Origin of the sequence: Endozoicomonas sp. ALD068 (genome assembly GCF_049310145.1) — a bacterium.
GTDB lineage: Bacteria > Pseudomonadota > Gammaproteobacteria > Pseudomonadales > Endozoicomonadaceae > Endozoicomonas_A.
On record NZ_JBLYNU010000004.1, the window covers coordinates 6264537 to 6280854 of the forward strand.

Here is a 16318-nt window from a genome sequence, read left to right on the forward strand (position 1 = left end):
ATCTCTGCCTTCTCGGGGATGACAAGGCCAGGGGAGCACCGGGCAGTATGGTTCTGGTGGTGAGTCAGTGTGGATTCCCGCCTTCGCGGGAATGACGAGAATGAAATCGGGAATGACAGGAGTGAAGGCGGGAATGACAGGAGTGAAGGCGGGAATGACAGGAGTGAAGGCGGGAACCAGAGTTTTGCGACAGCCTCTCCTTCGCGGGAATGACGGGAGAATTGTCCCCTGTAGAGTGGATTTGGGTAACTGTCCTTACGGAACTTCCATCCTTTCTGAAGGTCTTACGCTTAAACAATTTCAGTACAGTCCTTCGGATAACAGGTGGGAGATTGACTATGGATGGTCGTATTGTTGGGCAAAAAAGCAAAGCTTTTCCTGATAATAATAATGTTCCGCCCGCCAAGAAAGCGAATCAGTACGCATCGGCAAAGATTGCAGAGGTCTGCTCAACCCCCCAACTCAATAGATCCTTACCTCCGATAATCTTGCCTGACAGGACGACAAGTCTTTTCTCAGCCAATTCCCCGCCCCCAATAACCCCTCATTCCTTCGATTTTCGTTTTGTTGCCAGTGACGATGAGGTTCGACAGCTTTTAGTTGCCGAAACCGGCGATAAATATCGGGATGTCGCCCTTATTTCTCATCCCGATGACCTCTCAAAGGCTAACCTGGTGAGCCGGTTGAGCATTTCCGGCGATGGTCGCCACACTCTGCGCTCAGGCAAGCTGTTCGAAGGTTCGCAGCCATTAACTTTGGTGATGGATATCAGAAAACTCACCAGCGCTGAACTGCCGAAATTTAACGATCTACTGGACCCGGATAATCCTTGTCTGTACGACAAAGTCAGGCACAGGAAACGTCCTCTGGGCAAGCATGTTTCTCTATTGGTGCTGGCGGCTCCTGAACAGTTGAGATCGGTTGGCAGACGTGGGGAAGCACCGGGGGCCGATGCACCGGGGGCCGACGCACCGGGGGCCGACGCACCGGGGGCCGATTTCTGGCGGCGAATTAATCGACCGGGAAATACCTGGCAGTTCGATACTCAGACCGGCAATACCCCATCAATGACCAGCTGCAAGGCTCCCCCGATATTGCCTGAATACCCCAGTGCCGAAATTGCTCTGGATAATACCGTTCTTATTGACTGTCACTTGCACAATAACTGGCGACAGTTGCTTCTGGGCGGCCCCGGAGTGGATCAACAGGGGCGAATCCGGCACATTCCTGGCAGGCTTGAATCATTGAGGACCGGACAAACGGTGATTCTGAAAGGGGCCAACTGGCAGGATCTGACCTTTGAACAAACGATTCGACAGATACTGGCGCAACAGCGCTTTGAGAGCAATGGCAAGGTTTGTCAGTTATCCGACAATGTTCAGTTTTATCAAATGCCGGTAGGGAATGACGAACTTCATTCACTGTTCCAAAGCCTGTCCCGCTCTCGCGACAAAGAAGGTGACAAAGAAGCTGACAAAGGATCTGATAAAAAGCACGCACCACCAGGCCCGATCATTATTAACCAGGTTAATATCAGAGAATGGCTGAGCCCGATTGCCATTGCCCAGGGAGGCTATGCAGCCCCTAATACCTGTCTGTTGGAGCAAATTCAGGCGGGTGCTGCAGTGACCATAACGTCTCCCCTCACTGAGGCTCTCTGGTTTCGTTTGCTGGGTTCACTGCAGACTATTCGCGACACAACCGGCCTGACGCCCCGACTTCAGGTGGCTCATCCGGGACAGCAACCAGAAGCCCTGGGATTGGCAGAAAACCATGAACAACCTCTGTTCAATATCAGAGATCAGTCTGCTTTTAATGCAGTCACTTATCAGCAACAGGCCCAGGTAAGTCACTGGATCAATCATTACCCGCAAGCCCCCCTGGTTATTCAGGTGAATGAACAGACCAGCTTCAGCCAGCTTTTTGATAATATCCGTATCACCTCGGAACAAAAGGCACATTTTGGACGACATCAGAGTGGCTTGCAGCAGACATTAACCGCTGGCAAGCCGGTGGTATTGCGCGGGCTGGAGACTAACCCAACACTTCAGCAACTTCTGGAACCCCTGGCGGTTGGGCAACCTCTGTTGGTCAATGGCCAATTACAGGCCTACCCGCAGGCTAATGTCACCCTACTCTGGCCTGAGTCTGTGCAGAGCCCCTCTTCAATATTTAATTCGATGGTCGCCACGGCTAACCCCTGTCCTGAGGTCAATCTCTGGGATATCAATGCCCTCAGGCATGATATCTCCCGCACTGAACTGCCGGAACAGGCACTGCACTCACTTTACGAAGCGTTTGAAACCGTACCTGCCCACCTGTGTAACCCTCTGCCAGAAATGACCGAAGGCCTGTTGAATAACCTGATACTGGCTGCCCGACGAGCACAGCAGGTTGACCAGTCTCCTCAGCTCCTGACCCGCCATTGGCGCAAGGCCATCAACAGCGTCATCACCCATGGTGCCCGGCAGAATCCGTCAGTGCGGGATTTTATGAAAGTGGCTTGTTGGCACTTGTTTCCGGACAAGACGACGGATGCCCATAAAAAGCCGGATGAGAATCAAGCCGCCTCGGTAGACGCGGATCTGTTAGCGACCATCATCAGTAGCACCCCGCGACTGAATAGAAAGTTTGTCAGGCAGAACCTGTGGCAGCTGGCCCGGGCCTTTGACCCGGCAGTCTTTAAAGATGCCAAATTACAACTGTCCTATGAAAGTCCATTTCCAGTGCAGGGTGAAAAAGAAGTTATGGACAGGCTCTGTGCCATAATCCTGGCCCACGCACCGGAAAAACAACGAAATGCTGTAGCCTATCAGCTGGCAGTCGATCCGGCGGCAACAAAGCCCTGGCAATCCTTAGCCACCAGACCAACCAGACAGATTAAACGTTTGCAAGATGCACTGGCTTCTGGCTGGCAGTTACTTCTGCCACCGGGGCAGACCCGATACGAAGCCATCCACACTCTGGCCAGCGATTGTGTTCACATGGCCAGAACAGCGAATTCTGAGGCAGAACCCGTTGAACGCATAGAAAATCGGCTGTCTGAATCACTGAAATGGTGGGGTTCTGCCGATGTGTCCCTGTCCGCACTGGCCCGGGATCTTTATCACGGCAAGATGAGTCAGGAGGATCGTGAAAACCGTCGATTATCCCGACTCCATGACCGGCTTAAAGACTCTCCCGTTATATTCCTCGAGGGGGAAACCGGCACCGGGAAAAGCTACTTTTCCGCCAAAATGGCGAGGGCTTCAGGACAGGCTGCGGTGATTTCCCTTGGACCTTCTGACAGCGAACAAACCCTGATGAAACGCTGGCAATGGCAACAACACGCCGACGGCGACCGCTCTATGGCGCAACAAAACCGGGCATTGATGGAATGGGCCAATACCGGAACTCACAAAGACGAAGGCTGTGTTGGAGGAAGCTATATCACCCTGGTGCTGGATGAGGCTAACCTGGCCCGGGCCGGATTGCTGGCGACATTGAACGGCTTGTGGGAAGCGCAACCCTGCATTTATGTGAATGGTCATCCTGTCAGGGTCAGCGAAAAACACCGGGTGATTCTCACCGGCAACCCGGATCATTATGCCGGACGCCAGCTGGACCCGGCCCTCAGGGAAAAACTGCCCAGGGCTTACTACCCACGCCTGGATCAGGCTTTCCTTCAGGATAGAGTGGTGGAACCGGCTCTGGTCAATCAGTTGCAACGGCATCTGCCAGAGCAGCAAATAAACGACATTGTACGCAATACTGTCGGAACTGTGATGGTGCTCTGGCAACATTATCAGGAGCTGTTGCCTGAGCATGACTTTACCCCCAGGGATTTAACGGATATCTGCAGTTGGGTGGGCTGGTATCTGGATCGTGCGCTGCCCGCAGATGACCCCGTTACCTCCGGACAAATCAACAGTTTGATCCAACAGGGCTTTCTGGATGTACTGGGTCCCGAAATTACCGGGACTCATCAGGATGCCCAGCTGGCACTGGAAATCTGGTTTGCTACCCGTTACGAACCGGAGAACAGCCTGAGTGACAAAGTTCATAATCACACCCTGTCAGATATTCAGCAGGCCTTCAAAACATTCAGCCAAGAGATCCGACCTGAGTTTGATACCTCCGGATCGGCAGTCATTGAACTGGTACAACGGCTTGGACAGGATTTAAGCCGCTGTCAGCAGGCTTATCATCTCAACATAAAACACGACGGAAGACAGGCGACACTGATTGAAGGACCGGTCGGACGGGGTAAAGATGTCACACTGAACCTGGTGATCGAAAGTTTCAGACAGCAGGCTGAACGACGGGGAGAATCCATGCCGGAGGTCTTTCCCCTGAATGCCTGTGATTGTTCCTGGGACAAGGTGTGTGAAGCGATCCAGACGGCAAAAGTCCATGGCGGCATAGTGGTTATTTCGGAAATGAATCTGATCGGCAGCCAGCATCTGGAAGGTGAGTTAAACGATATTCTGGCCGGTGACGCTCATCCGGGTTTCCACCTGTTCGCCACCATCAACCCTCTTGAGTACAGTGGGCGAAAACCTTTATCACCGGCCCTGAAAGGGCGTTTTCGACATTTGCCCATCCGGCAGTATAACCGGGCCGAATTGCAGACCATCGCTGAGAAAGTGTTGCCACAGACCCCAAAAGGGAAAATGGTGGCTGAATGGCTGACTCAGCAACATTGTCGATTGAGGACTTACCTGCAACGCAATAACCTGCCGTTACAGCCCTCCAGCCTTGATTTACAAAATGTCGCCAGGGCTGTTATCAGAAGGGGCGACTTTAGCGAAAAAGGACTTTATCAATGCCTCGATCAGCACTACCGACTTTATCTGATGGCCGCTGACCTGTCAGTGGAGAAACTGCCTGAGTCATTGGCTCTTGCCATGGGTAAAAGTGAGCCTGATTTCAGACTTTGCCAATGGTTCAACCAAATGGTATCGGGCATTGACCGTCCGTGGTTAATACGACGCAGTGATCTCAACAGTATTGATGAAAAACGCCATGAAATTCGTTTCAAGGCTCGTCTGACTGAAAAGGCAGCCAGAACGGCAATCATCAGGATGATGGCTCAGGCAAAGTGGCTGGCATCTGGTCTTTCCCTGAAGCCCGATCCGTCGGACGATATTTTCACCGGAGCACTGTACCGATACTGGCAGCACCGCTGGTTTAATCATGAGTTTGGCCGGACAGGTGTAGACGCTGATAGTGTATTTCCCCTGACCGAAGAGGAAAAACAAACGTTGAAATTACCGGCATCCCAGCCTTATCTGCGAGAGGCCGATCAGCGGATAGTCCCATTGAACGCCCACGAAGTTCAGTTATGTCCCGGGTTTTGGCATCAGATAAGGGATCTGCCAAACCATTGGGTGGAGAGGTCTATGAGCGAAGCGTTCGAAACCGGCGATGATAAGGCTCCTGAACAATACGATCCGGAAGTCCAACAGAAACAGACTCCGACATTGGACCAGGACACGAACTATGAAAATCAGGAGAAGTCACCCGTTAACGTCCATAAAATTTTTAATACGCAGACCCCTTCTTTCCATATGTATCGCTGGTGGGCAAAGGAGATTTACGTGACTGCTGAAGGTGATGTCAAACGGATCGTCATTAATGACAAACCCACTCTTGGGATTGAAACCCTCATACCTGCCCGGTTACCAGGGCATGATCAGGAAGTGACATTAGCCGAAGATCAGACGCTGGCGACCCTCAAGAGATCATCCTGCAACGGTCAATTTGACTTGCCCAGCCTGACGCCTGACGACTATATCGTGGCTTTGCGTATCGAACCCGATTTGCCATTTACCCTGGTCAGGGATCGATATACAGGGCTTCACTCACTGACTATTCCAGAGGCCAGCGCTTGGCAGAGTATTCAATTTTTTTACGTCGTAGAACCCAGAAAAACGAGCACTAAAGGAACCCGGCCTGAACGGTCAATAGATTCCGACAGCCAGTGTTCAGAGGCTATGAAAAATGTACTGGATGAGCTGTTTACGACCACTGACCAATACCCAGCCGAAGTAGAGGCGCTTTTACAGACAATGAAAAGCACTGAGGACACGAGGCAACGCATTAAGGCGATCACTGACTATTGCCAGCAGTTTTCTGGTAAGGCCCGACCCGAGAGTAGTGACAATTTCTTTCAATTCCTCGTCACACAGCGGCAAGGTAGCTGTCGTCATCGTGTGCCTGTTTTTATCGCTTTTTGTCGTTATTTCGGGATTCCATGTCGGCAAATAAGCAACCTTGTCCACAGCTTTGCTGAGTATTCTGTGGATAGAGGCCAAACCTGGGAGCCAGTGGATTTGGGCGGTGAGCCTGTGCAGACAACAGAAATCACACCTGACTTCCAGCCCACCCGGAAGAGCGGTAGTTCCGGCACTGCATCAAAGAAAATTAAGGATCTCCTGAAAGGAACTGATTCAGCACAACAGCAAGCTCTGGCCAAAGCCTGCGGTATCAGTTTTGAGGAACTGAACAAAGCCCTTGAGAGAAACAATGCATTACCAGACACAAATCCAGGTACTTTCGAAATGGTTAAGAATCTCTGGAAAGAAAAAGATTTAGCCGGTTTTTCCATGGGTGTCTCAATGTTGGAGACAAAAACATTGGGCCATCTGGAAAAGCAATTGATCGGTGATGTGCATGACCCCGATGGGTATACCTGGAAACCGATGTCGGAGGCAGTCAAACCAATCTTGTCCGGCAGTGATGCAAATCAGGTCATTGAACCACTCAAGTCATTGCACACAAAAATGATTATTCAGTGCGGAGCAGACCCCTGCCAGTGGCTGAGTTCAATGGTGGATATACTCAAATACAGTGACTTGGACAACCCTGCGGTTATTCACTTTGCCTGGGAAGCACTGCAATCGGGTTGGCTGGATCCATTGTCTGTCTACGAACACCATATTGTGGGAGCCCATGAACATCATGATCTATTGGCGTGTCTGGAAGGCATCGATGAACTCAAGGTTAATGCCGCCCACTGCCTGAAAAAGTGGTACAGGGAATTGTTGTCCAGGGAAAAAAATAGTCAGGTATGGCGTCTGGGTTATAAAGACTTCCAAAGTGAAGAGGGTAATGTCCCGTTCATCACTCATTGTCATGGCGGATTTTCACCATTCCTTGAAGATAAAATGGCCAGTCCATCTTTACAAAACACCTGGACGGACGAACCTGAGGGCATCCCGAATATAGAACGAATGCTGGAGCAGCTCCCCGCATTTGTGAAGTTAACCCCGGGCACTGCGAACTGCCGTCCGGTGATTATTATGGGAAGACCTTCCTTCCGCAGCGAAGTGATGGATAAAAAGATCGAAACCCTGTTAGCCAGGAACAACCCCGACTTGAAGCAGTTATTGGAAAAGATCAATCAATATGAGGCAAAGGAAAAACAACTCCAACATGAGCTGGATGCAGTGGATAGTTCTTATCCTGATAGTGAAATGGATGTTGACTGCATGGAGAAAAAAAAACGTGCCATCAAGCGCAGTTACGAACCCACTCTGAAGTCCCTTGAGGTGTCATGGGAGGACAGAAAGCTTTTGCATGTTTTAAAATTCAAATGTACGCAAACGATTGAGCAGGCTGTCATTCATTACCTGTATGAAGTGACACACACAAAAGGCAGTTGCCTGACGTATTGTTGGGCCAATGCTTACATCGGGGACTCCAGGGACCCCGACTACTATGGCGCTCATGACCCGGCTTCAGCAGAAGAGCTGTTTTTCATGATGTGTAATATTGATAGTTCTTTATCGTTTCAGAAATCTATCAAGGATAGCTGTTTAAAACAGGCACTCAACGCCAATAACGCTCTGGTACTCAAATCCGATGAGCTGTTAAAAATTGCCGAAGAGTTTTTGAATCGCATGAATTTGAACTCGATCTATAAATCGTTGAATATGTGTTAGGTGTCTCTGTGCACCAAACAACTCGCTTGTCGGGGACTGGCTTTGCCAGCCCGTCAGCTCTGGTGTTAGCGGCTACCCAAGATTTTAACTGGGAAGATAGAAGAACATATTTATCGGTCGGAGTCTTTTGTAGAGCTTATCGAAGACGCAGTTGAATTTATGATAAATACGCCGTTTGAAAAACTTCCACCGGAGGTCAAATTCGCAGGCGGTGGCGTATATGCACTTTATTACAAAGGGGATTTTCCACAGTACAGAAAGATCTATAGCAAAACTCCAGATCTTCCAATTTATGTGGGTAAAGCAGTACTGCCGGGATGGAGGCAAGGTCGGGGTAGTCTTAAAGAAAATGATTCCGCTTTATACAGAAGGTTAAACGAGCACGCGAGAAGCATTAATGCTGCGGAGAATCTTCAGATTGAAGATTTTTCATGCAGGTTTATCGTGTTACAAGATCAGGAAGCTGACCTTATAAGTACTGTGGAAGCGGCGATGACTCGCAGGTATAATCCTCTTTGGAACTCTCATATAGATGGGTTTGGCAATCATGATCCCGGTAAGGGGAGGTATGAGCAAGCAAAATCTGAATGGGACGTGCTTCATCCCGGCAGAGTTTGGGCTGATCGACTAAAAGGTACGCCACCGAATGAGAATAAAGTTGAAGAAAAAATAGGTATTTATCATGTCCAAAAATCAACCTAACTCAGTCGAGCTATTTTCTGGAGCAGGCGGGTTAGCTTTGGGGTTGGCAAACAGTGGCTTTAAGCATGAAATGCTCGTTGAATTTAATAAAGATGCTGTAAACACACTGTTAAAGAATCATGATGAGGGACAAGCTCAAATAAAAAGCTGGGATATCCAGCATGAAGATGTAAGAAATATATCATTCCAAAAATATAGAGGCAGTCTTTCTCTCGTTGCAGGTGGCCCTCCCTGCCAACCATTTTCTTTAGGTGGAAAGCACAAGGCGTTTAACGATAACAGAGATATGTTTCCTCAAGCTGTTCGAGCAGTAAGAGAGTCAAGGCCTGACTCTTTTATATTTGAAAATGTTAAGGGATTGCTGAGAAAAAATTTCAGCACATATTTTGAATACATAATATTGCAATTATCTTACCCAAATATCTCTAAGGCAGATGGCGAAGACTGGGAGAGTCATTTAGCGCGACTCGAAGAAACTCACACGAAAGGCAAATATAGAGGTCTTAAATACAATGTCGTGTACAGACTTCTGAATGCTGCAGATTATGGTGTTCCTCAAAAAAGAGAGCGAGTTTTCATTGTTGGCTTCCGTAATGATTTAAATGTCGAGTGGAGTTTTCCCAAGGCTACTCACTCTCAAGATGCATTGCTATGGGATCAATGGGTTACTGGAGATTACTGGAAGCGCCTCAAGGTTTCTAAATTCGATAGGCCAAAACTAAATCAAAACCCAGAGAAAATTGCTTCACGTCTTCAAAAAAAGTATGGGCTATTCCAACCTGAAGAAAAACCATGGGTTACTGTCAGGGAAGCTATACAAGATTTACCTTCGCCTAAAAGAAAGAATGATTTTAACAACCATGTATTTAAAGATGGTGCCAAATCATATCCTGGTCACACAGGAAGTCCCATCGACGAGCCTTCTAAAACATTAAAAGCGGGAGATCATGGTGTCCCCGGCGGGGAAAATATGGTTCGCTTTAATGATAATTCAATTAGGTATTTCACCGTACGTGAGGCTGCAAGAATTCAAACATTTCCTGATGATTATCATGTTGCCGGAGTATGGAGTGAGTGCATGAGGCAAATTGGTAACGCCGTTCCCGTCACACTAGCTGAAGTAGTAGCAAAGAGTGTCTATCAAGTCATTGCCCCTAACAAGTCAAAGCACTCGGTGGCAGCATAGCTGCGCCGGTGTTTTCGGCGCTATGCATATTGGCAAACTCTTCAGTAAGCTTATCTTCGTTATTCGTTCCGACATCTGTATCTATCTGAAATTAAAACAAAAAGCTCTTTACACATAACTGTGTATGGAAAGGTTTGCTTGCAGTGTGTGTGCGTGTGTATACTTCTGTTATGCAAGTTTAGGGAGGTCGAATGACTTCGGACGAACTAAGAAAAGAACTTGAAGCCAGGGGTTGCAGGTTCTTAAGGCAAGGCAAAGGCTCTCATGAGATATGGATAAACAAGGAAGGGAAAAGAACTTCCGTTCCTCATCCGAAAAGGAAACTTGGAAAGGGGCTTGTAACAAAGTTGCTGAAATGGGCAGGGGAGTGATCTCCCCCTCAGAATCGATAAAGAAATTATATTAATGTGAGGCAAGACATGTTATTTAAAATTGGTATAGAAAAAGCGGAAGACAATAACACAGCCTATGGTATTGTAATTCCTGCTCTGTGCAATGATAAATACTCAGCCTATTCTGCAGCTGATGAGTTTGATGATATTGTAAAAAATGCAAAAGATGCCGCATTTACAGTTATGGAAGAGATGGCTCTTAATGGAGAATTAGATCTATCTCAAATTGCATTATCAAACAAACAAGATTATTCGAATAATCCTGATTATGAAGATTTTACCGAATGGGCTTTTATAGATATTGAAGTAGATGAAGTTCTGGGAAAGCAAAAAAGAATCAATGTCAGCATGTCTGATCTTCTTATTGCTCATATAGATCAAATCGTTAAGAGTGGTGGAAAGTACAAAGATCGAAGTGATTTTTTGACGCAAGCAGCATTACATCAAATAACTGGTGCAACCTTATAACAAGTAAAACCATCTCCTGACAAACGACATGTACACGGACAAAAAATAGAACGCGCATAACGAACTCGCTTGGCGGGGTCAGCTACGCTGCCCGTCAGCACTGGGATATCAGTTCATGATGCGTTTTTTGAGATCGCTGACTTTCTTCTCCGCTGACTTTCTTTCCTCACCAGGGATAATCATCAAAACGGAACTTTAGTACTTTCTTAAGGTCAAATAATTAAACAGCTTTAATTTATTCCTGCAAATGACTGTAGGGAGGAAGATTGACTATGGATGGTCGTATTGGTGAGAAAATAAATTACCCCGTTCCTGATGGTGGCATGCCAGCCAGGGGAGCAAGTCTGTATTTATCGTCAAAAAATACGGATGTCTGCCCTGGTGTAACGCCCAAACTCAATGGATCGGCACCTCCGGTTGCTTCGCCGGACAGAGTGAGAACCGTATCTTCAAAGGACTCCGCGACTCAAAGGCCCCCTCACGCCTTCGATTTTCGTTTTGTCGCCAGTAATGATCAGGTGCGACAGCTTTTAGTTGCCCAGACCCGCGATGAACATCGGGAAGTCACCCTTATTTCTCATCCCGATGACCTCTCACAGGCTAACCTGGTGAGCCGACTGAGCATTTCCGGTGATGGTCGCCACAGGCTGTATCCGGGCAAACTGTTTGAAGGTTCACAGCCATTTACCCTGGTAATAGATATCCGAAAGCTCGCCAGCAAAGCACTGCCAAAATTTAACGACCTGCTGGACCCCGATAACCCCTGTCTGTACGACAAAGTCAGCCGTAAGAAACGCCCCCTGGGCAAGCATGTTTCTCTATTGGTCGTGGCAGACCCTGCACAGTTGGCATCAGTTGGCCAGTGTGAAGGCGCTCCGGCGGCCGACGTTCCGGGGGCTGATTTCTGGCGGCGAATTAATCGACCGGGCAATTCCTGGCATTTCGATGCTCAGACCGGCAATGCCCGGGCAATAAACATCGACAGTGTTCCTCCGGTATTGGCTGAATTCTCTCCCGCTGAGAGCACCATGGATAACGACAATACCCTTGTTATTGACTGTCACCTGCACAGCCACTGGCGACAGTTGCTTCTGGGCGGCCCCGGAGTGGATGAAAAAGGGCGAATCCAGCACCTGCCCGGCAGACTTGAGTCATTAAAGGCCGGACAACGAGTGATTCTGAAAGGCGCCAACTGGGATGATCTGGCCTTTGAACAGACGATTCGACAGATGTTGGCGCAACAGAGCTTCGAGAGCAACGGCAAGATTTGTCAGTTACCCGACAATGTTCAGTTTTATCAGATGCCGGTAGGGAAGGACGAGCTTCATTCATTGTACCAAAGCCTGTCTCACTCTTATAAAGAAGATGACAAAGGACTTGATAAAAAGCACGCACCACGAAACCCGATCATCATTAACGAGAATAATATCACGGATTGGCTGAGCCCCATTGCAATTGCTCCCGGAGGCTATGCCACCCCTAACACCTGTCTGTTGGAGCAAGTTCGGGCGGGTGGTACCGTCACCGTCACGTCTCCCCTCACTCAGGCAGAATGGTTTTGTTTACTGGGCTCACTGCAGACTATTCGCGAAACGACTGGTCTGGAGCCCCGACTTCAGGTGGCGCATTGGAAAAAGCAGCCGAATGCCCTGGGATTGACAAAAAACGATGAGCACCCTTTGCCCGGGAGCCAACAGCCACAGAAAAAAGTTAAAGATCATGCTGCTTTTAATACCTTCACTTATCAGCAACATGCCCAGGCAAGTCATTGGCTGAATAATCAGCGGGGAGCACCTCTGGTTATTCAGGTCAATGAACAAACCAGCTTCAGTGAGCTATTTGATAATATCCATATCACCTCGGAACAAAAGGCCCATTTTGGACGACGTCAGAGTAAATTGCAGGAGGCATTAATCGCTGGCACGCCGGTTATTTTTCGGGGACTGGAGAGTAATCCGGAGCTTCAGCAGCGTCTGGAACCTCTGGTGGTTGGCCAGCCTCTGTTGCTCAATGGCCAATTGCAGGCCTACCCACAAGCTCATATCACAGTACTCTGGCCTGATTCTGCAAAAAGCCCGTCTTTGGTATTTCGTGCAATGGTTGCCAGGAGTAAGCCGTGTCCCAAGGTTGATCTTTGGGGTATCAGCGTCTCCAGGCATGGTATCGCCCGAACCGAGGTGCCAGAACAAGCACTTGATAAACTTTACGAAGCGTTTAAAACCGTACCTGTTGGCCTTTGTAATGCTCTGCCTGAAATCACCGAAGGGTTGTTGAATAATCTGATACTGGCTGCCCGGCGGGCAAAACAGGTGGACCAGTCCCAACAGCTTTTACCCCGCCACTGGCGCAAAGCCATCAATAGCGTCATCACCCATGGCACCCGGCAAAATCCATCCGTGCGTGATTTTATGAAAGTGGCTTGTTGGCACTTGTTACCGGATAACACGCCGGATGCTCATCAGAAGCCGCAAGAGGCTCAGGCCGCCTCGGTAGACCCGGATCAGTTAACTGCCATCATCAACAGTGCCCGGCATTTGGATAGAGAGTTTGTGGAGCAGAACCTATGGCCACTGGCCCGAGCCTTTGACCCGGCAGTATTTAAAGGTACCGAATTACAACTGTCCTATAAAAGTCCGTTTCCACAATCGGCTGACAAAAAAGCTCTGGACAGGCTCTGTGCCATGATCCTGGCTCATGCGCCTGAACAACAACGACAGACCATAGCCTATCAGTTGGAAGTTGATCCGAAGGCAACAGAGCAATATTCATCGTTAACCATCAGGCCAGAAAGACAGATCAAACGTTTGCAGGACGGACTGGCTTGCGGCTGGCATTTACCTTTGTCACAAGGGCAGATCCGATCCGATGCCATTCAGGCTCTGGCCACCGATTGTTTCCACATGGCCAGAACAACGAATTCCGAGGCAGAGCGCATTGAACGCATTGAAAATCGACTGTCTGAATCACTGAAATGGCAGGGTTCCGCTGATATGCCCCTGTCAGCACTGGCCCAGGATCTTTATCACGGCAAGATAAGTCAGAAAGATCGTGAAAGTCGTCGATTATCGCGACTTCATGACCGGCTTACGGACTCTCCCGTTATATTTCTGCAAGGAGAAACCGGCACCGGGAAAAGTTACTTTTCAGCAAAGATGGCAGAGGCTTCAGGACAGGCTAAGGTCATTTCCCTTGGACCTTCCGACAGCGAACAGACCCTGATGAAACGCTGGCAGTGGCGGGAGCATACCGATGGCGACCGCTCTATGATGCAACAAAACCGGACTCTGATGGAATGGGCTACTATCCCAGAGGACACAGATGGAGAATACATTACTCTGGTTCTGGATGAAGCCAACCTGGCTAAAACCGGATTACTGGCGTCATTGAACGGCTTATGGGAGCCAAAGCCTTGCATCTATGTCAATGGTCACCCTGTTCCGGTCAGCCCAAAACACCGGGTGATTCTCACCGGCAATTCGGATCATTACTCCGGGCGCCAGCTCGATCCGGCCCTGAAAGAGAAACTGCCCAGGGCTTATTACCCACGCCTGGATCAGGCTTTCCTTGAGGACAGGGTGGTGGAACCGGCTCTGGTCAATCATTTATCACAACGGCATCTGCCGGAGCAGCAAATAAACGACATTGCACGCAGTGCCACCAAGAGCCTGATGGCTCTGTGGCAATATTATCAGGAGCTGTTGCCCGAGCATGAGTTTACTCCCAGGGATTTAACCGATATCTGCAGCTGGGTGGGTTGGTATCTGGATCGTGCGTTGTCGGAAGGCGACAGTGTTAGCTGTGAGCAAGTGAACAGTTTGATCCAGCAAAGTTTTCGGGATGTACTGGGTCCCGAAATCAGCGAGACTCAACAGGATGCCCTTTCGGCACTGGAAATCTGGTTTGCTGCCCGTTACCACCCGGACAACACCCTGCGCGACAAAGTTCATAACTACACCCTGCCAGATATTCAGCGAGACTTCGGAGCATACACCAAAAAATTCCAACCTGAGTTTGATGCCTCCGGATCGGCAGTCATTGAACTGGTGCAAGGGCTGGGACAGGATTTAAGCCGCTGTCAGCAGGCTTATCATCACGACAGAAAACACGGCGGACGACAAGCGACGTTGATTGAAGGCCCAGCCGGGCGGGGTAAGGATGCCACGCTGAACCTGATGATTGAAAGTGTCAGACAGCAGGCCAGGCAACGGCAAGAATCCATGCCAGAGGTCTCTCTCCTGAATGCCTGTGATTGTTCCTGGGATAAAGTGTGTGAAGCGATCCAGAAAGCAAAAGTGGAAGGCGGCATCGTGGTGATTTCGGAAATGAATCTGATCGACAGCCAGCATCTGGAAGGTGAGTTAAACGATATTCTGGCCGGTGACGCCCATCCGGGTTTCCACCTGTTTGCCACCATCAACCCACCTGAGTACAGCGGGCGAAAACCCTTATCACCGGCGCTGAAAGGACGTTTTCGGCATTTGCCGATCCGCCAGTATAACTCGACAGAATTGCAGAACATTGCCAAGAAAGTGTTGCCAAACTCCCCAAAAGGGAAATTCGTCGCCAAATGGCTGACTGAAAAACATTGTCGTTTAAGGGCCTGCCTGCAACGCAAAGACCTGCCGTTACAGCCCACCAGCCGCGATTTACAGAATGTCGCCATGGCTGTCAAAAGAGGAGGCAATTTTAGCGAAAAAGCACTTCGTCAATGCCTCAATCAGCACTACCGGCTTTACCTGATGGCTGCCAACCTGTCGCTGGAGGAACTGCCGAAGTCACCGGCTCTTGTCATGGGTAAAGGAGCACTTGATTCCGGACTTTGCAAATGGCTCAACGAAAGGGTATCGGGCATTAGTCGTCCATGGTTGATACGACGCAGTGATCGCAACAGTATTGATGAAAAACACCATGAGATTTGTTTCAAGACCGGTCTGACTGGAAAAAAAACCAAAACAGAAATCATCAGGATGGTCGCTCAGTCACAATGGCAGGCATTCGGTCTTTCCCTGAATCCGGACCCGTCGGACAATGCTCTCACCCGGGCACTGTACCGACACTGGCAGCAAAGCTGGTTTGATCGTAAGTTTGACAAGACGGGCATTGACGCCAATAGCGTATTTCCCCTGACGGAAGAAGAGAAAAAAACGCTAAAATTACCCGCTTACCGGTCTTGTCTTCAGGAAGCTGATCAGCGGATAAGCACATGGAACGCCAATGCAGTTCAATACGGGTCTGCGTTTTGGCACCAGATAAGTGATCTGCCGAACCAGCAGGTGAGCGATTATGCTAACAAAGCCTCAGCTATCAATGCTGATGAGGCTCATGAAAAATTCATCGAGGAACTCTCCGAGAAAGATTTCATAGGCCTGGAACGAGACACGGACTATGAGTGCGAGGAGAAGCCACGAATTAAGGATGAAATAGTTTTTAAAACTCAGCACCATCCTTCCCATATGTACCGTTGGCGGGCAAGTGATGTTTGTGTGTCTGACACGGGTAATATTAGAACGGTCGATATTAATGACCTGCACTTCCTGGAGGTCGAAACTCTCACACCTGACCCTTTACCAGGAGGGCGTGATCAGGAATTGATCTTAGCCAGCAATCAAACCCTGGCGACCCTCAAGATGTCATCAGAAGGATGA

The 16318-nt window shown here is 49.1% G+C and carries 7 protein-coding genes; all 7 read left to right on the top strand.

From position 1 onward, the window contains the following. Positions 1-69 precede the first annotated feature (69 nt). The 7 genes from ACO6V5_RS23065 to ACO6V5_RS23095 all read left to right on the top strand — a co-directional run bounded on the left by ACO6V5_RS23065 (position 70) and on the right by ACO6V5_RS23095 (position 16318). Positions 70-213, top strand: coding sequence for a hypothetical protein (locus tag ACO6V5_RS23065; protein ID WP_422413414.1), 144 nt, complete (start codon positions 70-72; stop codon positions 211-213). Between the two features lie 125 nt (positions 214-338). Continuing rightward, the gene (locus tag ACO6V5_RS23070) at positions 339-7925 is read left to right on the top strand and encodes an AAA family ATPase (protein WP_422413412.1); all 7587 of its coding nucleotides are present in this window, start codon (positions 339-341) and stop codon (positions 7923-7925) included. Between the two features lie 159 nt (positions 7926-8084). Beyond that, the gene (locus tag ACO6V5_RS23075; RefSeq protein WP_422413410.1) at positions 8085-8627 is read left to right on the top strand and encodes an Eco29kI family restriction endonuclease; all 543 of its coding nucleotides are present in this window, start codon (positions 8085-8087) and stop codon (positions 8625-8627) included. Then, positions 8608-9813: a DNA cytosine methyltransferase gene (locus ACO6V5_RS23080; RefSeq protein WP_422413408.1), complete on the top strand. Its 1206-nt coding sequence runs from the start codon at positions 8608-8610 to the stop codon at positions 9811-9813. Before ACO6V5_RS23075 ends, ACO6V5_RS23080 begins: the two co-directional genes overlap by 20 nt. Positions 9814-10004: 191 nt before the next feature. After that, on the top strand, positions 10005-10184 hold the full coding sequence (locus ACO6V5_RS23085) for a type II toxin-antitoxin system HicA family toxin (protein WP_422135406.1): 180 nt from the start codon (positions 10005-10007) through the stop codon (positions 10182-10184). A gap of 48 nt (positions 10185-10232) precedes the next feature. Further along, positions 10233-10673 (top strand): type II toxin-antitoxin system HicB family antitoxin, encoded by a 441-nt coding sequence (locus ACO6V5_RS23090; RefSeq protein WP_422138947.1) that lies wholly within the window; start codon positions 10233-10235, stop codon positions 10671-10673. Between the two features lie 272 nt (positions 10674-10945). Then, positions 10946-16318: an AAA family ATPase gene (locus ACO6V5_RS23095; RefSeq protein WP_422492166.1), complete on the top strand. Its 5373-nt coding sequence runs from the start codon at positions 10946-10948 to the stop codon at positions 16316-16318.

What these genes read in the sequence shown, in the direction of transcription:
- ACO6V5_RS23095 (WP_422492166.1), top strand. Translation starts at nt 10,946, where the DNA reads ATGGATGGTCGTATTGGTGAGAAAATAAATTACCCCGTTCCTGATGGT.
- ACO6V5_RS23070 (WP_422413412.1), top strand. Translation starts at nt 339, where the DNA reads ATGGATGGTCGTATTGTTGGGCAAAAAAGCAAAGCTTTTCCTGATAAT.
- ACO6V5_RS23090 (WP_422138947.1), top strand. Translation starts at nt 10,233, where the DNA reads ATGTTATTTAAAATTGGTATAGAAAAAGCGGAAGACAATAACACAGCC.
- ACO6V5_RS23075 (WP_422413410.1), top strand. Translation starts at nt 8,085, where the DNA reads ATGATAAATACGCCGTTTGAAAAACTTCCACCGGAGGTCAAATTCGCA.
- ACO6V5_RS23085 (WP_422135406.1), top strand. Translation starts at nt 10,005, where the DNA reads ATGACTTCGGACGAACTAAGAAAAGAACTTGAAGCCAGGGGTTGCAGG.
- ACO6V5_RS23080 (WP_422413408.1), top strand. Translation starts at nt 8,608, where the DNA reads ATGTCCAAAAATCAACCTAACTCAGTCGAGCTATTTTCTGGAGCAGGC.